The organism is Cellulomonas endophytica, from assembly GCF_004123805.1.
Classification (GTDB): domain Bacteria; phylum Actinomycetota; class Actinomycetes; order Actinomycetales; family Cellulomonadaceae; genus Cellulomonas; species Cellulomonas endophytica.
This window is the reverse complement of sequence record NZ_RWJX01000076.1, coordinates 1-17155: the sequence shown is the minus strand read 5'-3', so window position 1 is coordinate 17155 and position 17155 is coordinate 1. Positions and strand designations below refer to the sequence as shown.

The 17155-nt window shown below is 75.6% G+C and carries 15 protein-coding genes and 1 riboswitch; of the genes, 9 read left to right on the top strand and 6 right to left on the bottom strand.

What is annotated here, in order from left to right; translation table 11 throughout:
- A partial coding sequence (locus tag EJA20_RS15645) for an ABC transporter permease (protein ID WP_129339452.1) occupies nucleotides 1-839 on the bottom strand: 839 nt, incomplete at its 3' end.
- Nucleotides 836-1801 (bottom strand): ABC transporter ATP-binding protein, encoded by a 966-nt coding sequence (locus tag EJA20_RS15640; RefSeq protein ID WP_205687539.1) that lies wholly within the window; start codon nucleotides 1799-1801, stop codon nucleotides 836-838. The genes EJA20_RS15640 and EJA20_RS15645, both read right to left, overlap by 4 nt.
- Before the next feature lie 166 nt (nucleotides 1802-1967).
- Here EJA20_RS15640 and EJA20_RS15635 point away from each other — a divergent pair, with 166 nt between their 5' ends.
- Both EJA20_RS15635 and EJA20_RS15630 read left to right on the top strand, forming a co-directional pair.
- Nucleotides 1968-2828 (top strand): CPBP family intramembrane glutamic endopeptidase, encoded by an 861-nt coding sequence (locus EJA20_RS15635; protein WP_129339448.1) that lies wholly within the window; start codon nucleotides 1968-1970, stop codon nucleotides 2826-2828.
- Nucleotides 2829-2864: 36 nt separating this feature from the next.
- Nucleotides 2865-5444 carry a lysylphosphatidylglycerol synthase transmembrane domain-containing protein gene (locus tag EJA20_RS15630; RefSeq protein WP_129339446.1) on the top strand — a complete coding sequence of 860 codons (2580 nt, stop codon included), beginning with the start codon at nucleotides 2865-2867 and terminating at the stop codon, nucleotides 5442-5444.
- A 194-nt stretch (nucleotides 5445-5638) separates the two neighbouring features.
- Here EJA20_RS15630 and EJA20_RS18820 read toward each other — a convergent pair whose 3' ends face one another.
- The 4 genes from EJA20_RS18820 to dnaB form a co-directional block, all read right to left on the bottom strand.
- Nucleotides 5639-5791 carry a hypothetical protein gene (locus EJA20_RS18820; protein ID WP_164984013.1) on the bottom strand — a complete coding sequence of 51 codons (153 nt, stop codon included), beginning with the start codon at nucleotides 5789-5791 and terminating at the stop codon, nucleotides 5639-5641.
- An 18-nt stretch (nucleotides 5792-5809) separates the two neighbouring features.
- Nucleotides 5810-5885, bottom strand: a riboswitch (cyclic di-GMP riboswitch).
- A 270-nt stretch (nucleotides 5886-6155) separates the two neighbouring features.
- Nucleotides 6156-6326: a CsbD family protein gene (locus EJA20_RS15625; RefSeq protein WP_129339444.1), complete on the bottom strand. Its 171-nt coding sequence runs from the start codon at nucleotides 6324-6326 to the stop codon at nucleotides 6156-6158.
- A gap of 48 nt (nucleotides 6327-6374) precedes the next feature.
- Nucleotides 6375-7157 (bottom strand): putative protein N(5)-glutamine methyltransferase, encoded by a 783-nt coding sequence (locus EJA20_RS15620; RefSeq protein WP_240675554.1) that lies wholly within the window; start codon nucleotides 7155-7157, stop codon nucleotides 6375-6377.
- Between the two features lie 32 nt (nucleotides 7158-7189).
- The gene (gene dnaB / locus EJA20_RS15615; RefSeq protein WP_129339440.1) at nucleotides 7190-8560 is read right to left on the bottom strand and encodes a replicative DNA helicase; all 1371 of its coding nucleotides are present in this window, start codon (nucleotides 8558-8560) and stop codon (nucleotides 7190-7192) included.
- A gap of 344 nt (nucleotides 8561-8904) precedes the next feature.
- On the opposite strand from dnaB, the gene EJA20_RS15610 reads away from it, so the two are divergent.
- From EJA20_RS15610 to EJA20_RS15580, 7 genes are all read left to right on the top strand, one after another.
- Nucleotides 8905-10275: an MATE family efflux transporter gene (locus EJA20_RS15610; RefSeq protein WP_129339437.1), complete on the top strand. Its 1371-nt coding sequence runs from the start codon at nucleotides 8905-8907 to the stop codon at nucleotides 10273-10275.
- Nucleotides 10276-10528: 253 nt separating this feature from the next.
- Nucleotides 10529-11788, top strand: a complete 1260-nt coding sequence (locus tag EJA20_RS15605) for a branched-chain amino acid ABC transporter substrate-binding protein (RefSeq protein WP_129339435.1) — start codon at nucleotides 10529-10531, stop codon at nucleotides 11786-11788.
- Nucleotides 11789-11871: 83 nt separating this feature from the next.
- The gene (locus EJA20_RS15600) at nucleotides 11872-12912 is read left to right on the top strand and encodes a branched-chain amino acid ABC transporter permease (protein WP_129339433.1); all 1041 of its coding nucleotides are present in this window, start codon (nucleotides 11872-11874) and stop codon (nucleotides 12910-12912) included.
- Nucleotides 12909-14144 (top strand): branched-chain amino acid ABC transporter permease, encoded by a 1236-nt coding sequence (locus EJA20_RS15595; RefSeq protein WP_129339430.1) that lies wholly within the window; start codon nucleotides 12909-12911, stop codon nucleotides 14142-14144. Before EJA20_RS15600 ends, EJA20_RS15595 begins: the two co-directional genes overlap by 4 nt.
- Nucleotides 14141-15139 carry an ABC transporter ATP-binding protein gene (locus EJA20_RS15590; RefSeq protein WP_129339427.1) on the top strand — a complete coding sequence of 333 codons (999 nt, stop codon included), beginning with the start codon at nucleotides 14141-14143 and terminating at the stop codon, nucleotides 15137-15139. The genes EJA20_RS15595 and EJA20_RS15590 overlap by 4 nt, the downstream gene beginning before the upstream one ends.
- On the top strand, nucleotides 15126-15845 hold the full coding sequence (locus EJA20_RS15585; RefSeq protein ID WP_129339424.1) for an ABC transporter ATP-binding protein: 720 nt from the start codon (nucleotides 15126-15128) through the stop codon (nucleotides 15843-15845). The genes EJA20_RS15590 and EJA20_RS15585 overlap by 14 nt, the downstream gene beginning before the upstream one ends.
- Before the next feature lie 135 nt (nucleotides 15846-15980).
- On the top strand, nucleotides 15981-17096 hold the full coding sequence (locus EJA20_RS15580; RefSeq protein ID WP_129339422.1) for an aromatic acid exporter family protein: 1116 nt from the start codon (nucleotides 15981-15983) through the stop codon (nucleotides 17094-17096).
- Nucleotides 17097-17155 lie beyond the last annotated feature (59 nt).

The window sequence follows — 17155 nt, the reverse complement described above, 5'->3', positions numbered from 1 at the left end:
TCGTCGGCGCGCACGGCCGCGACCGCGAGCGCGGCGAACAGCGCCGTCCACGCCAGGAGCACGGGCGCGGTGGTCCCGGGCGCGACCGGGCCGCCGGTGAGGTGCACCGCCAGGTCCCGCAGCGCCCGGGACGGCAGCGCCCGCGAGAGCGCGTCGAGCCAGCCGGGGAACAGCTGCGGCGGCAGGAAGAGGCCGCCGGCGAAGGCGAGCGGGAACAGCGTGGCCTGCACGACGGGCAGCGCGGCCTTCGCCGTCAGCCGGTACCCGATGGCGAGCCCGAGCAGCAGGAACGGCACCGCCACGAGCGGCACGAGCCCCGCCGCGAGGAGCGCCCGCCCCGGGGACAGCCTCGCCGCCGTCGCCACGAGGGCCAGCAGCACGAGCGGCAGCACGGACAGGTAGCTCCACAGGACGCCGTTGAGCACCCGCCCGCCCAGCCGCGGGCCGGCCCCCGCGGGCAGCGTGCGCAGGTACGGGTCGAAGGGCTTCTGGCGGTCCTCGGCCACGCCCGCGCCGAAGGTGAAGAGGCAGGTGGACATGATGGCGAAGACGGCGAGCTGGACCGTGGCACCCGTCGCGGCGGCCGGGTCGGTGCGCACCGCCGCCTGCGGCAGCACGAAGAACGCGTAGGACAGGGACGGGAAGAGCAGGAACCCCAGCACCGCGACCGGCACCCGCAGGGTCTCCAGGACCTGGAAGCGCAGGTGGAGCAGGGTGAGCGCGAGCGCCGGCCGGGTGCGGCCCGGCGCCGCGGCGCGCCCGGCGGGGCCGGGGAGGCCGGAGGGGCGCGAGGGCGGGGCGGCGGGGCCGGCGGCGGTGGCGCGGGCGGGGGTGGTCATCGGGCGGTCCCTCCGGTCGTCGGTCCGGTCGAGGGCGGCGGGGCGGGCGTCGCCGCGCCCGTGAGCGCCAGGAACGCCTCCTCGAGGGAGGCGCCGCGCACCTCGAGCCCGCTGAAGGGCACCTCCGCCCGCACGAGGCCGCGCACGGCCGCGTCGGCGTCCGCCGCGAGCAGCGTCCAGCGCGGGCCCTCCTCCCCGCCGGGCGGCCGCACGGCGTGCACGCCCGGGAGGTCGGCCAGCACGGCGCCGTCCGTCCCGTCGGGCAGGGCGAGGACGAGCCGCCGGAGGGTGACGAGGTCGCGGACGGCGGCGAGCCGGTCGTCGGCCAGGACGCGGCCGGAGTCGATGACGACGACCCGGCGCGCCAGGGCCTCGACCTCCTCCAGGTAGTGGCTCGTCAGCAGGACCGTGGCCCCCTCGGCGGCGTAGGTGCGCACCGCGTCCCAGAGGACGTGCCGGCCCTCGACGTCGAGCCCGGTGCTGGGCTCGTCGAGCAGGACCAGCCGGGGCCGGCCGACGAGGGCCAGCGCGACCGCGAGCCGCCGGCGCTGCCCGCCCGACAGCCCGCCCGTCTGGCGCCGCTCGAGCGCGACGAGGCCGAAGCGCTCGAGGACCTCCCCCCGCGGCATGGGGTCGGGGTAGTGGCCGGCGACGAGGTCGACCACCTCGCCGACCCGCAGCACCTCCGGCAGGCCCGTCTCCTGAGGGGTCGAGCCCAGCCGCACCCGGGCCCCCGGGGTCCGGGGGTCCTCGCCCCACAGCCGCACGGTGCCGGCGTCCGGTCGGCGCAGGCCCGCGACGAGCGACAGGAGCGTCGACTTCCCGGCGCCGTTCGGCCCCAGCAGGCCCACGACCTCGCCCTCGTGGACGTCCAGCCGGACGTCGTCCAGCGCCACGACCGCGCCGAACCGGCGGCTGACGCCCCGCACCGCCACCGCGAGGTCGTCGGGGGTCCCCGCCACGGGGCGGGCCCGGGCGTCGGGGGCGGACCGCGTCGTCGGCGTCCTGGTCACAGGTCCCCACTCTGCCCCCTCGCGCCGCGTCGCCGGGCCGCTTCGGGGAGCCGAGCTCGGGCGCGGCCGGCGGACGTCCAGGCGCCGCCCAGGCGTGCCGTCTAGCGTCGGCCGGGTGAGCGCGGCAGAACCCCCCGTCCCCCCGCGCGCGGGGGCCTCCGCCGCCGGGCCGCACCCGCCGGGGACGACGCCGGCGGCCGCCCCGCCCCCCGGGGGGCGGGCCTGGCGCCGGCGGCTCGGCGTCGAGGTCTGGATCGTCCTCGGGCTGTCCCTGGGCCGGTCCGGCGTCTACGCCGTCGTCACGCTCCTCGACCGGCTGACGCGCGAGCAGGCGCTGGGCGCCCAGACTGCCACCCTCAACGCCAGCCGCTCCGAGCGGCCCTGGCTGGACCTCACCCTGCAGCTCCTGTCGATCGCGTTCGCGCTCGTGCCGGTCGCCCTCGCCCTGTACCTGCTCTCGGCGTCGGGGCGCAGCGCGCTGCGGCGCATCGGGCTCGACCGCGCGCGGCCCGGCCGCGACCTGGCGGTCGGGGTCGGGCTCGCGGCGGTCATCGGCCTGCCCGGCCTGCTGCTCTACGCCGTGGGCCGGGCCCTGGGCCTCACGGTCGAGGTGCAGGCGGCGGCGCTGGACGCGGCGTGGTGGACGGTCCCGGTCCTCGTGCTCGCGGCCCTGCAGAACGCGCTCCTGGAGGAGGTCGTCGCCGTCGCCTACCTCCTGGAGCGCCTACGCGAGCTGCGCTGGGGCGCGCCGGCCGTCGTCGTCACGAGCGCCCTCCTGCGCGGCAGCTACCACCTCTACCAGGGGTGGGGCGCGTTCGTCGGCAACGTCGTCATGGGGCTGGTGTTCGCCGAGTGGTACCGGCGGCGGCGGCGGGTGGCCCCCCTCGTCGTGGCCCACACGCTCATGGACGTCGTGGCCTTCGTCGGCTACGCGCTCGTGCCGGACGACGTCCGGTCCGACCTCGGCCTGTCCTGACCCGGGGGCCCGTGCCCGCTGCCTACACTCGCGGGCATGCAGGTGACCGGCGAGGCGCCCCTCGGGACGGCCGCGCCCGTCGCGGAGGTCGTCGAGGGCGAGGACGTGCGCACCGCGCGCGTGCACCACCCCTCCGACCTCGTCGCGCTCGTCGTCGCCGTCCTCGCGACAGTCCTCGTCCTCGTCCTGGCGACCTACGCGCAGAACACGACGACCGGCGTCGCCGAGGACGTGCAGGGCGTCGCGGTCCTGCTGCGCCGGATCCTCTTCCTGCCCGTGGCGGTGCTCGAGAGCCTCGTCACGCTCCTCGCCCCGCTGGCGGTGCTGACCGAGCTCGCCCTGCGCCGCCTGCCCCGCCAGCTGCTCGAGGCGCTGGCCGGCGCGCTGCTGGCCGTGGTGCTCAACGTCGTCGTCGTCCGCCTCGTCGAGCTGCTCGGCTCCGACGAGCTGCACGCGGGGCTCGAGATCTGGCGCGCCGGCGAGCGGGTCCTCGTCGTCCCGGGCTACCTCGCGATGCTCGTCGGCCTGCTGACCGTCGCCGGCCCCCGGACCCGCCGCCGCAGCGTCCGGTGGTCGTGGAACGCCCTGTGGGTGGCCACGGGCGTCCTCCTCGTCACGGCCCAGGCGTCGCTGCCGGGGATCGCCGTGGCGCTCCTCGTCGGCCGGGTGGCGGGCCAGGCCGTCCGCTACGCCTCGGGGGTCCGGTCGGAGCGGGCCTACGGCGAGGACCTGCTCGAGGGCGTCCGGCGCACGGGCCTCGTGCCGGTCCGCCTCACGCGGGTGGGCGGGACGGTCACCGCGACCGGGACGGGCACCGCGACCGGGACGGCCACCGCGGCCGGCGGCGTCGCCACGGCCGTGTCCCCGGGGGGCCCCGCGCGGGACGCCGGGGGCGGTTCGACCCCGGACGGCGACCCGGGACCCGCGAGCGCGGCGGCCCTCGCGCGCGTGACGGACCAGCGCGTCTACGACCTCGAGACCGACGACGGACGCCACCACGACCTGCTCGTCATGGACGGGGACCGGCAGGTCGTCGGCACCATCGCCCGGGTGTGGCGGTCGCTGCGGCTGCGCGGCATCGAGGGCCGCTCGGTCGTCTCGCTGCGCCAGGCGGCGGAGCGGAGCGCGCTCGTCACGCACGCCGCCGCCGCGGCGGGCGTGCGCACCCCGCGGCTGGAGGGGCTGGCCGAGGCCCAGGACTCGCTGCTCCTGGTCCTCGAGCGCCCCGGGTCGGCGGTCGCGCTGAGCGAGCTGCCCGACGAGGCCGTCACCGACGCCGTCCTGCGCGCCGCCTGGGAGGAGCTGTGCCGCGCGCACGCCGCCGGCCTCGCGCACCGCCGCCTCACGGGGGACGTCGTGCTCGTCGACCTCTCCCGGGGCGCGGACCGGCCGCGGGTGTGGCTCACGGGCTGGGACTTCGTCGACGTCGCGTCCTCCGACCTCGCCCGGCGCCTCGACCTCACGCAGCTCGTCGCGCTGCTGGCGCTCAAGGTCGGCGCGACCCGCGCCATCGCCTCGGCCGCGGCCGTGCTGCCCGATGCCGACATGGCCTCCGTCGGCCCCCTGCTCCAGACGATCACCCTCCCGCGCGAGACCCGCACGGAGCTGCGCTTCCACAAGGAGGTGCTGGCCCAGCTGCGGACGGAGCTCGTCGCCCTGCTGCCCGACGCCGACGTCGAGCCCGAGCAGCTCACGCGCTTCGGCGCGCGCACGGTCCTGTCGATCCTCGTCACGGTCCTGGCGCTGTTCGTCGTCCTCACGTCCATCAACGTCTCGACGATCACCCGGGCCCTGGAGGACAGCGACTGGCGGTGGAGCCTCGTGGCGTTCGCACTCGGGCTCGTCACCCTGCTCGGGGCGGCGCTCACGGTCGTCGCGTTCTCGCCGGTGCGGCTGTCCGTGTGGCGGGCGACCGTCGTCCAGGCGGCGGCGACCTTCGTCGCCCTCGCGGCGCCCGCGGGCGTCGGGCCGGCCGCGCTCAACCTGCGGATGCTCACCCGCCGCGGCGTCTCGACGTCGCTGGCGGCCGCGACCGTGGCGCTCATCCAGGTGAGCCAGTTCGTCGTCACCGTGGTGATGCTGCTGGTGCTCTCGCTCGCCACGAGCGGCGGAGGCTCCACCCTGCCCATCTCGCCCGCCATGCTCGTCGCGGTCGGCGTCCTCGCGGCCCTCGTCGCGGCGGCGCTCCTCGTGCCGGCCGTCCGTGCCTGGGCCGTGCGGCGGATCCTGCCCGTCCTGCGGCAGACCTGGCCGCGGCTCATCCAGGTCGTCGGCCAGCCCTGGCGCCTCGGCCTCGCGGTGGCGGGCAACCTCGTCATGACCCTGGGCTACGTCTTCGCGCTCGACGCGTGCCTGCTGGCCTTCGGGCGCTCGGCCGCGCTCGTCCCCGTCACGGTCGCCTACCTCGCCGGCAACACGGCCGGGTCGCTCGTGCCGACCCCCGGCGGCGTCGGCACCGTCGAGCTCGCGCTCGCCGGCTCGCTCACGAGCCTCGTCGGGGTCAACGTCGGCATCGCCACCTCCGTGGCGGTGCTCTTCCGCGTCCTCACGTACTGGCTGCGGGTGCCCATCGGCTGGGCCGCGATGCGCTTCCTGCAGCGCCGCGGCGAGCTCTGACCGGCGCCCGGCCGGGCCGCGGCGCCTCGCCCCCGCCCCGTCGCCCCCGCCCCCTCACCTCCGCCCCGTCGACGCACGAGCGGCGCGACGGCCCTGGACAGGCCGACGGCCCGTGGCGGAGGTGCTGCTCCCCCACGGGCCGTCGGAGTCGGTCGCGCCGGACGCCCCCGGGGACGTGCGGCGCCGTCGTGGCCTCAGGCCACGCGCACCTCGCGCTGCGTCGGGATCCCGGCCGCGGCGACGCGGGGGGCGAGCCCGGCCCACGCCTGGAGGCGGGAGACGGGGAGCCCGGCGAGGCGCTCGGTCGTGGTCTCGGCGGTGGGCTCGAGAGAGGAACGGTGCTCCATGGTGATGTGTCCTGTCCTGTCGGTAGCCCGGCTGACCTGCGTGGGTCCCGTGGCTTTGCGTCCCCGCCTCGCGGAGGGTTTGCCGTTTCGCTGACAGGCAGGACAGTACGGGCCCGGACCGGGCCACGGGAGGCCCTCGGCGCGCTTTCACCCCCTCCCCGGCGCGTCGGCGCGACCGAGGGGCCGGATCTGCTAGCGGAGGGGCCTCGACGAGGGCCGGCGGACCGCGTCCGCGCTGGTCAGGGCACCGACTGGGCCGCCCGGGTGAACCTGCGCCTCCCGGTGGGCGCTCCCGGCCCGGACGTGCGACGACCCCCGCGGCGCGGGCCGCGGGGGTCGTGGTGTCACCGGTGTGGTCCGGCGATCAGCGGAAGGCGTCCTTGGCCTTCTCGCCCGCCTGCTTGAGGTCGGCGCTCGACTGGTCGGCGTGGCCCTCGGCCTCGAGGCGCTCGTTGTCCGTGGCCTTGCCGGTGGCCTCCTTGGCCTTGCCGGCCAGGTCCTCCGCGGCGTTCCTGATCTTGTCGTCGAGACCCATGGCGAACTCCCTCCGTCCGGACCGTGTGTCGACCCGGTCCCACCGACGCTACGGCGCCCCACCCCCCGGCGCACCCGGGAGGGGCGCCCGCGCGCGGACGACCGTGCCGTCGACCCGGTCGTCCCGGACGAGGACGGCGTCGACGAGCCCCGCGGCCCGGACGACCGCCGCCGTCCGGTCGGCCCCGTCCTCGCTCGTCTCGACGAGGAGCGTGCCCCCGCGCCGCAGCCACCGGGCGGCCGCCCGGGCGACCCGGGCCTGCACGGCCGTGCCGTCGGCGCCGCCGTCGAGCGCGACGGCCGGCTCGTGGAGGCGGGCCTCGCGGGGCATCGCGGGGACGGCGTCGTGGGGGACGTAGGGCGCGTTGGCGACGACGACGTCGACCCGCCCGACCAGGTCCGCGGGCAGGGCCGTCAGGACGTCCCCGGCGTGGACGGTGCCGCCCACCGGGGCCAGGGCCCGCCGCGCGCAGTCGACGGCCGCCGGCTCCACGTCCACCGCGTGCAGGACCACGCCGGGGACCTGCGTCGCGAGCGCGAGCCCGACGGCGCCGCTGCCGCAGCACAGGTCGGCGAGGACCGAGCCCGCCGCCAGCAGCGGCCGCGCCTCGGACACGAGCAGCTCCGTGCGGCGGCGGGGCACGAACACGCCGGCCCCCACCGGCACGCGCAGCCCCGCGAAGGCGGCCGAGCCCAGCACGTGCTCGAGGGGCTCGCCCGCCACCCGCCGGGCGACCGCGTCCCGCAGCGCCGCCGGCGCCAGGCCCTCGCCGAGCAGCAGGTCCGCCTCCTCCTCCGCGAACACGCAGCCCGCGGCCCGCAGGCGCGCCACCAGGGCGTCGTGGGACCCGTCCGGCACCGGGGTCAGACCTGCATGTCGACGAAGCGCGAGAAGTGCCCCTGGAACGCCACGGTGATGGTCGCGGTGGGCCCGTTGCGGTGCTTGGCGATGATGAGGTCGGCCTCGCCGGCCCGGGGCGACTCGCGCTCGTAGGCGTCCTCGCGGTGCAGCAGGATCACCATGTCGGCGTCCTGCTCGATCGAGCCGGACTCGCGCAGGTCGCTCATCTGGGGCTTCTTGTCCGTGCGCTGCTCCGGGCCACGGTTCAGCTGCGAGATCGCGATGACGGGGACCTCGAGCTCCTTCGCCAGGAGCTTCAGGGCGCGCGAGAACTCCGACACCTCCTGCTGCCGGCTCTCGACGCGCTTGCCCGACGACATGAGCTGGAGGTAGTCGATGACGACGAGCTTGAGGTCGTGCCGCTGCTTGAGCCGCCGGCACTTCGCGCGGATCTCCATGAGCGACATGTTCGGCGAGTCGTCGATGAACAGCGGCGCCTCGGAGATCCGTCCCGTCGTCTGCGCGATGCGCGTCCAGTCGTCCTCGCCCATCTGCCCCGAGCGCATGCGCTGCAGGTGCACCCGCGCCTCGGCGGAGAGCATGCGCATGGTGATCTCGTTCCGGCTCATCTCGAGCGAGAAGATCACGGAGGTGAGATTGTTGTGAATAGAGGCGGCCCGGACGACGTCAATGCCTAGAGTTGATTTCCCGATTGCCGGCCTGGCTGCGACGACAATCATCTGTCCCGGGTGCAGGCCATTTGTCAGCCGGTCGAGGTCGGAGAAGCCCGTGGGGATCCCGACCATGCCCTCGCCGCGGTGGCTGGCCGCCTCGATCTCGTCGACCGTGCCGTTGATGATGTCCCGCAGCGGCAGGTAGTCCTCCGAGCTGCGCCGCTCGGTGACGGCGTAGACCTCGGCCTGGGCGTTGTTGACGAGCTCGTCGACGTCCCCGCCGTCGGTGGCGTAGCCGAGCTGGACGATCCGGGTGCCCGCCTCGACGAGCTTGCGCAGCACCGCGCGCTCGCGCACGATCCGCGCGTAGAAGCCGGCGTTGGCCGCGGTCGGCACGCTCGCGATGAGCGTGTGCAGGTAGGGGGCGCCGCCGATGCGCGTGAGCTCGCCGCGCTTGGTCAGCTCGTCGGCGACCGTGACCGCGTCCGCGGGCTCGCCGCGGCCGTACAGGTCGATAATGGCGTCGTAGACGACCTCGTGCGCCGGGCGGTAGAAGTCCGTGCCCCGCACCTGCTCGATGACGTCGGCGATCGCGTCCTTCGAGATCATCATGCCGCCGAGGACGCTGCGCTCGGCGTCGAGGTCCTGCGGCGGGGTCCGGTCGTACCCCCCACGGCCCGCGTCGTTGCGCAGGCCGAGGTCCAGGTCCTCGATGGTCACGTCGCGCTCACCCCTGCCCTCGCCCCTCGACGGCGGACCCCCCGCGGCGGCGGGTCACCCCACCGGCTGCCGGCCGTCCGGACGCAGGTCTACCCGCGACCACCGACACGCGGGCCGGGTCCTCCGGTGACCGGGGGACGTGCGGCCGCGAGCGGTCCTGCGCGAGGCTAGGCGTGCGTCCCGACGAGGACAAACACCCCCTGTGGACAGCCCTGTGCACGGGGTGTGGAACGGTGTGGACGCACGGCACACCTCGTCCACAGGCCGTGGACGAGCCTGTGGACGGACGGGCTGTCCGCTTCCCCGGGCGCCGCGCTGACGTGCGCGCGGGCCGTCCACCCGCTGTGGACCGCGAGGAGGTCGCCACCATTTCACCCACTGGACACCCGCCGTCCCTCGACCGGGGCGGCACGCCCTCCGTCGACCGCGAGATCGTCGCCCTCGCCCTGCCGGCCCTCGGGGCGCTCGTGGCCGAGCCCCTCTTCGTGCTCGTCGACACCGCCGTGGTGGGGCACCTGGGGACGGAGCCCCTGGCCGGGCTGGCGCTGGCCTCCACGGTGCTGCTCACGCTCGTCGGCCTCTGCGTGTTCCTCGCCTACGCGACGACGGCGGCGGTCGCCCGCCGCTCGGGGGCCGGGGACGTGCGCGGGGCGATGACCCTCGGCGTGGACGGGGTCTGGCTCGCGCTCGGGACCGGCGTCGTGCTCGCCGCGGCGCTCGCCCTGGCGGCCCCCGCGCTCGTCGCCGCCCTCGGGGCCCGCGACGGCGTGGCCGCGCAGGCGGTCGCCTACCTGCGCTGGTCGTCCCCGGGCCTGCCCGGGATGCTCGCCGTCCTCGCCGCCACGGGCGCGCTGCGAGGGCTGCGGGACACCCGCACGCCGCTCGTCGTGGCGGCCGGCGGGGCGGTCGTGAACGCCGCGCTGTGCGTGCTGCTCGGCGTCGGGCTCGACCGCGGCATCGCCGGCTCCGGCGCGGCCACGGCGGCCACCCAGCTCCTCATGGCGGTCGCGCTCGTGCTCGTGGTGGCCCGCGGCGCCCGCGCCGTCGGCGCCCCCCTGCGGCCCCGCGTCGCGGGGGTCCTCGCGCACGCGCGCGCCGGCGTCCCGCTCCTCGTCCGGACGCTCACGCTGCGGGCGGCCATCCTCCTGACGGCGGTCGTCGCCACGGACCTCGGTGCCGTCGCGCTCGCCGGGCACGGCGTCGTGGCGTCCGTGTGGGGGCTGGCCGCGTTCGCCCTCGACGCCCTCGCCATCGCGGCGCAGGCGCTCGTCGGGCACGCCCTGGGAGCGGGGGACCGCGCCCGCACCCGGGCGGTGCTGACCCGGTGCCTGCGCTGGGGGGTGGGCGCCGGCGTGGTGCTGGGCGCCGTGCTCGCCGCCGCCGCGCCCTGGCTCGTCCGGCCCTTCAGCGCCGACCCCGACGTGCGGGCGGCGGCGGTGGCGGGGCTCCTCGTCGTGGCCGTCACGCTGCCGCTGGGCGGCTGGGTCTTCGTCCTCGACGGGGTCCTCATCGGCGCGGGCGACGGGCGCTACCTCGCGCGCGCCGGCGTGGCGACCCTCGTCGTGTACGTGCCCGCGGCGCTGGCGGTCCTGGCCCTCGCCCCCGCGGGCCCCGCGGGGCTGGCCTGGCTGTGGGCGGCCTTCGCGGGGCTGTTCATGCTCGCCCGGGCCGTCACGACGGGCCTGCGCGCCCGCGGCGAGTCGTGGCAGCGATGACCTCGAGGGGGCCCGCGGTCGGGCACACTGTGACCGGCGCCACCCTGTCGACCCCGTCCGGGGGGTCGACACGCCCCGCACGAGGACGCTGATATCGACGCGTGACCCAAGCGTGTCCTCGCTGTGACCGTGACACGTGTCCCATTAACGGTCCCGAAACGCGACCCGCCTAGGTTGCGCCACAGTCCGGCGCCCGGTGCCGGCATCGTGCGGTCGCCCCGGTGGCCCACGACGACTCCTGGAGGTTCTACAGATGCGCACACGCACCCCTCGGGTGGCGGGTCTCGCGCTCGTGCTGGCGGCGGGCCTCGCGGTCGCCGGCTGCGCCGACCGCTCGACCGACGGCGGCACCGCTGCCGACCCCTCGGCCTCGGGCTCGGCGGCCGAGGACGGCGGCGGCAGCGCCGCCGACCTCGCCATCCAGCCGCTCGTGCAGGTCGACGCGGAGGGTGCGGAGGTGGCGGCCGGCGGTGACGGCACCGAGGCCGCCGACCCGGCCGGCGACGGCTCGGCGACCTGCGACGGCGTGGCGATCGCCATGGCCGGCGCGCTCACGGGCCCCAACGCGGCGCTCGGCACCAACATCCTCAACGGCGCGCAGCTCGCGGTGACGCAGCACAACGAGGCCAACCCGGGCTGCCAGGTCGAGCTCAAGCAGTTCGACACGCAGGGCGACCCGCAGGCCGCCACGCAGGTCGCGCCCGCGATCGTCTCCGACGCCTCGGTGATCGGCCTGCTCGGCCCCGCCTTCTCCGGCGAGACGAACGCGACCGGCCCGATCTTCAACCAGGCCAACCTGCTCTCGCTGACCGCGTCGGCGACGAACCCGTCGCTGACGACGAACGGCTGGACGAACTTCTTCCGCGGCCTCGGCAACGACAACTCCCAGGGTGCGGCCGTCGCGAACTACCTGACGGGCGAGCTGGGCTTCGGCACGGTCTGCGTCGTCCAGGACGACTCCGACTACGGCATCGGCCTCGCCGAGGTCGTCACCGAGACCCTCGGCGACGCCGCGAACCCCGACTGCGCCGCCGAGGTCAAGACGGGTGACAAGGACTTCTCCGCCACCGTCCAGATCATCGCGGACGCCGAGCCCGACGCCGTCTACTACGCCGGCTACTACGCCGAGGCGGCCCCGCTGCTCTCGCAGCTGCGCTCCGGCGGCGTCGAGGCGGCCTTCGCCTCGGGCGACGGCTCCAACGACGGCCAGTTCGTCTCCCAGGCGGGCTCGGACGCCGAGGGCGCCTACCTGTCCTGCCCCTGCGGCCCGGCTCCCGAGCCGTTCGCGGCGGACTACGAGGCCGCGTTCGGCCAGGTCCCCGGCGTGTACTCCGTCGAGGGCTACGACCTCGCCACGATCATGCTCGCCGGCATCGACTCCGGCGTGACGGACCGTGCCGCCCTCGTCGAGTTCGTCTCGGGCTACTCGGGCGTCGGCCTGGCCAAGCCCTACGAGTGGGACTCCACGGGCGAGCTCGCGTCCACGACCACGTGGCTCTACGAGGTCCAGTGACCTGACGGCGGCGGCCGGGTCCCCTCGTCGGGACCCGGCCGTCGTCGCGTGTCACGCCCCTCCACCACCCGTAAGGAGCACCGATGAGTGCACTCGTCCTGGCCGGCGGCCAGGTGCTCGCCGACGGGGTGATCGACTTCAACGTCGGCGCCCTCGGCCGCAACTTCTGGTCCCTCACCGTCAGCGGACTGACCTACGGCTCGATCTACGCGCTCGTCGCCGTGGGGTACACGCTCGTCTACGGCGTGCTGCGGCTCATCAACTTCGCCCACTCCGAGATCTTCATGCTCGGCATGTTCGGGCAGTACGCGACCCTCATGCTCCTGGGCTTCAACCCCAGCGGCGACGTCTTCCAGCAGGGCGTCCTGCTGACGATCGTCTTCCTGGGCGTCGCGATGGTCGGCGGCATGGCGGTCTCCGGCGGGGCCGCGGTCGTCCTCGAGCGCGTGGCCTACCGCCCGCTGCGCCGCCGCGGCGCCCCCGCCCTCGTCTTCCTCATCACCGCGATCGGCGCCTCCTTCGTCATCCAGGAGTTCGTGCACTTCGTGCTGCCGAAGCTCACGGGCAACGCCCTGGGCGGCGTCAACGCGCAGCAGCCCATCCGCCTCGTGCAGCCCAGCACGCAGTTCGAGCTCTTCGGAGCGAACGTCACCAACGTGGACCTCGTCATCGTCGTCGCGGCCCTGGCGCTGGCGTTCGCCGTGGACCGCTTCGTCAACGCGACGAAGTTCGGCCGGGGCATCCGGGCCGTCGCCCAGGACCCGGTCACCGCCACGCTCATGGGCGTCAGCCGCGAGCGCATCATCGTCCTGACGTTCCTCGTCGGCGGCATGCTCGCCGGCGCCGCGGCGCTGCTCTACACGCTGCGCGTGCCGAGCGGCGTCATCTACTCGGGCGGCTTCATCCTCGGCCTCAAGGCCTTCTCCGCCGCCGTGCTCGGCGGCATCGGCAACCTGCGGGGCGCGCTCCTCGGCGGCCTGCTGCTCGGCGTCATGGAGCTCTACGGGCAGGCGCTGTTCGGCACGGAGTGGCGCGACGTGGTCGCGTTCGTCCTGCTCATCCTCGTCCTGATGTTCCGGCCCACCGGCATCCTCGGCGAGTCCCTCGGGAAGGCACGCGCATGAGCACCGAGATGACCACCACCGCCCCCGCGCCCGTGCACCTCGGCGTCGGCGACCGCGTCCGTCTGTGGTGGGACGCGCTGCCGCGGCAGACCCAGTGGGTCGCGGGCGTGGTCGGCGTCCTGCTCGTCGCGCTGCTGCCCGTCCTGCGCCCGCCGGTCCTCACGACCGTCGGCACGGACTTCGCCGGCGTCCTCGCGCAGTTCGGCATGTACGCGCTCCTCGCGATCGGCCTGAACGTCGTCGTCGGCCAGACGGGCCTGCTCGACCTCGGCTACGTCGGCTTCTACGCCATCGGCGCCTACACCGTCGGCCTCATGACGAGCCCGAGCAGCCCCTGGAACCTCACGGACGACTGGCTCTCGCGGGAGTGGGGCTGGCTGTTCGCCGTCCCGGTCGCGGTCGCCATCACCGCGCTGTCCGGCCTGCTGCTGGGATCGCCGACGCTGCGCCTGCGCGGGGACTACCTGGCCATCGTCACGCTCGGCTTCGGCGAGATCGTCCGTCTCCTCGCCGACAACCTGTCGACCGTCACGGGCGGCGGGCGCGGCCTGAACCAGATCGCCTACCCCGTCGTCGGGCAGAGCGCGGAGCGGCCGAACGGCATCTTCTCCGCCGGCAACACCGGCCTGCCCCTGAACTCGGGCACCTGGTGGTTCTGGCTGAGCCTCGTGCTCATCGTGCTCGTGCTCGTGGTCGTCGGGAACCTCGAGCGCTCCCGCGTCGGTCGCGCCTGGGTGGCGATCCGCGAGGACGAGGACGCGGCCGAGATCATGGGCGTGCCCACCTTCAAGTTCAAGCTGTGGGCGTTCCTCATCGGCGCCTCCATCGGCGGCCTGTCCGGCGCGCTCTACGCGGGCCAGGTGCAGTTCGTCGTGCCGACGACGTTCAACGTCATCAACTCCATGCTGTTCCTCTGCGCCGTCGTCCTCGGCGGCCAGGGCAACAAGCTCGGCGTCATCCTCGGCGCCTTCGCGATCGTCTACCTGCCGAACTTCTTCCTCGGGCGGACCGAGCTGTTCGGTATCCCGATCGACGGCAACGAGATCGCGAACTACCGCTACCTGTTCTTCGGCCTGGCGCTCATGATCCTCATGATCTTCCGGCCGCAGGGCCTGTTCCCCGCGCGGCAGAAGCTGCTGACGTACGGCCGGGAGGTCTACGTCATCGCCCGCCGCGCCGCCGCGGCGGCGACCGGCCGCCGCACGCCCGACACCACCGGAGGTGCCCGATGAGCCAGCCCGGAGGCCTGTCCGCCGGCTCCGAGCACGGCGACGAGCACCTGGCCGACCCCGGACGGGCCGACCGGTCGACGCCGGAGGCGTACCTGCCCGACGGCGGGACCGACGCCGAGGCGGTCGCCTTCGACGTCGCCGAGGTCCACCCCGAGCTCGCCGACGAGGCGGTCGTCGCCGAGATCGTCGCCGCCGACCGCGAGATCCACGCGGCCGTCGGCGAGCCCCTGCTGCAGATGCAGGGCGTGACGATGCAGTTCGGCGGCCTCACCGCGCTCGACGCGGTGACGTTCGAGATCCGCCGCGGCGAGATCCTCGGTCTCATCGGCCCGAACGGCGCCGGCAAGACGACGTGCTTCAACACGATGACCGGCGTCTACCGGCCCACCGCCGGCCAGGTGGTCTTCGACGGCCAGCCGATCGGCAAGATCAAGCGCAACCAGATCACCCGCCTGGGCATCGCCCGCACCTTCCAGAACATCCGGCTCTTCAGCGACATGACGGCGCTGGAGAACGTGGTGGTCGGGACGGACGCGCGGCACCGCACCTCCGTGCCCGGCGCCATCTTCCGCTCGAAGCGGCACCGGCAGGAGGAGCGCGACGCCCTCGACCGCGCCATGGCGCTGCTCGAGTTCGTCGGCATCGGCAAGCGCGCGACGCAGCAGGCGCGCAACCTGCCCTACGGCGACCAGCGCCGGCTGGAGATCGCGCGCGCCCTGGCCACGGAGCCCAAGCTCCTGTGCCTCGACGAGCCGGCCGCGGGCTTCAACCCGGCGGAGAAGGTCGAGCTCATGGACCTCATCCGCAAGATCCGCGACGACGGCTTCACCGTCCTGCTCATCGAGCACGACATGCGCCTCGTCATGGGTGTCACGGACCGGGTCGTCGTGCTCGAGTTCGGCCGCAAGATCGCCGACGGCCTGCCGCGGGACGTCTCCGCGGACCCCGCCGTCATCGCCGCCTACCTGGGGGTCCCCGACGATGCCACTGCTTGAGCTGAAGGACCTCACGGTCTCCTACGGCCGCATTGAGGCCGTGCGCGGCATCTCGCTCACGGTCGACGAGGGCGAGCTCGTCACGCTCATCGGCGCCAACGGCGCCGGCAAGACGACGACGATGCGCGCCATCTCCGGGGTCCGCCCCCTCGCCCGCGGGTCCGTGCACTTCGACGGCAAGGACATCGCCAGGGTCAAGGCCCACGAGCGCGTCCTCCAGGGCATCGTGCAGGCGCCCGAGGGCCGCGGCGTGTTCCCCGGCATGACGGTGCTGGAGAACCTCGAGATGGGCTGCTACGCCCGGACCTTCCCGACGAAGGCCGCGCACGACGAGGTCCTCGAGCACGTGCTCGAGCTCTTCCCCCGGCTGCGCGAGCGCAAGGACCAGCTCGGCGGCACCCTGTCCGGCGGCGAGCAGCAGATGGTGGCCATCGGGCGGGCGCTCATGGCCCGGCCCCGGCTCCTGCTGCTCGACGAGCCGTCCATGGGCCTCGCGCCCCTGGTCATCCAGCAGATCTTCCGGATCATCTCGGAGATCAACGGGGAGGGCACGACGATCCTCCTCGTGGAGCAGAACGCGCAGCAGGCGCTGTCCCGGTCGCACCGGGCGTACATCCTCGAGACGGGCGAGGTCGTCAAGACCGGCCCGGGCACGGAGCTCCTGGCCGACCCGGCGGTGAAGCAGGCGTACCTGGGCGTCGCGTAGCGGCGCGGTGCCGCCGTCCCCGGCGGCCCCGCCGCCGCTGCCGCCCCGTCCCCGTTCGCCGCGAGACGGGACGGCGGGGACGGGGCGGCGGGGACGGGGTGCGCGCCCGGGCGGGGACCGGGCAGGGTGGTCGCGATGACCTCCCCACCCGGCGCCGTCCCCTCCGCCCCCGCCCCGTCCGGCCGCCCGCGGACGGCTGCCCGGCGGCTCGTCCTCCTCGTGCAGGAGCACCCGCGCCCCGCCCTCGCCCTGCGCGCCGCGGCCGCCGCGGCGGCAGCCTGGTGGCTCGCCCGCGTCCTGCCCGGCACCGCGGCGGCCGACTACCCCTACTACGCGCCGATGGGGGCGGTGATCGCGTCCTCGACGACCCTCGCCGGGTCCGCACGGGAGTCGTCGCAGGCCGTCGTGGCCATCGCGCTCGGGGGCGGCATCGGGCTGCTCGCCGACCTGGCGGGCGACCCCGGGTCGGTCCTGGTCGTCGCGCTCGCGGTGGCGGGGGGCGTCCTCGCCGCGGGCTGGCGGTGGCTGGGCGCCAACGGCTCGTGGGTGCCGGTCGCGGCGCTGTTCACGCTCGTCGTCGGCGCCGGCGAGGGGGCCTACGTGGGCGCGTACGCCGGTCTCACGCTCCTCGGCGCGCTCGTGGGCACCGCCGTGGTGCTCCTCCTGCCCCCGCTGCCCGTGGCCCCCGCCCGCGCCGCCCTCGCCACCGCCCGGCGCGCCGTCGGGCGCGGGCTCGCGGCGACGGCCGAGCTCCTCGAGGAGCCCACCCCGCCCGACGCCGGGACCTGGCGGCGCCACCGGGTCCGGCTCGACCCCGACCTCGCGGCCGCGCGACGGGAGGTCGCCCTCGCCACCGAGGGCGCCCGCGCCAACCCCCGGGCGCGGCGCCGGCGCGACGACCTCGCCGCCCTCGTGCGGCAGGCCGACGTGCTCGCCCGGGTCGCCCGCCTCGTCGACGACGTGGTCGACCTGCTCACCGAGGAGGAGAACCGGGACGTGGACGTGCCCGTCCTCGGGCCCGCGCTCCGACCGCCCGCCGCCCGGGTCCTGCGGGCGACGGCGGAGGTGCTCGCGACCACGACCGGGGGCGAGGTGGACCCGGAGGCGGCGGCGCGGGCCCGCGCGGCGCTGGCGGACCTGGTCGCGCGCACCGACGCGGCGCGGCGGCCCGACCTGCCCGCCGGCGGCACGCTCGCCGCGGGCGGGCTGGCCACGGCCGTGCGCCGCTGCCTGGACGCGGTCGGCGCCTAGGTGTACTGAGCCATCACGTTGGTGACAGGCGGCTGGTGGGCGGGAGTCCTCCGAGGGCT

What these genes read in the sequence shown, in the direction of transcription:
- EJA20_RS15595 (WP_129339430.1), top strand. Translation starts at nt 12,909, where the DNA reads ATGAGCACCGAGATGACCACCACCGCCCCCGCGCCCGTGCACCTCGGC.
- EJA20_RS15585 (WP_129339424.1), top strand. Translation starts at nt 15,126, where the DNA reads ATGCCACTGCTTGAGCTGAAGGACCTCACGGTCTCCTACGGCCGCATT.
- EJA20_RS15630 (WP_129339446.1), top strand. Translation starts at nt 2,865, where the DNA reads ATGCAGGTGACCGGCGAGGCGCCCCTCGGGACGGCCGCGCCCGTCGCG.
- EJA20_RS15605 (WP_129339435.1), top strand. Translation starts at nt 10,529, where the DNA reads ATGCGCACACGCACCCCTCGGGTGGCGGGTCTCGCGCTCGTGCTGGCG.
- EJA20_RS18820 (WP_164984013.1), bottom strand. Translation starts at nt 5,791, where the DNA reads ATGGAGCACCGTTCCTCTCTCGAGCCCACCGCCGAGACCACGACCGAG.
- EJA20_RS15600 (WP_129339433.1), top strand. Translation starts at nt 11,872, where the DNA reads ATGAGTGCACTCGTCCTGGCCGGCGGCCAGGTGCTCGCCGACGGGGTG.
- EJA20_RS15580 (WP_129339422.1), top strand. Translation starts at nt 15,981, where the DNA reads ATGACCTCCCCACCCGGCGCCGTCCCCTCCGCCCCCGCCCCGTCCGGC.
- EJA20_RS15590 (WP_129339427.1), top strand. Translation starts at nt 14,141, where the DNA reads ATGAGCCAGCCCGGAGGCCTGTCCGCCGGCTCCGAGCACGGCGACGAG.
- EJA20_RS15625 (WP_129339444.1), bottom strand. Translation starts at nt 6,326, where the DNA reads ATGGGTCTCGACGACAAGATCAGGAACGCCGCGGAGGACCTGGCCGGC.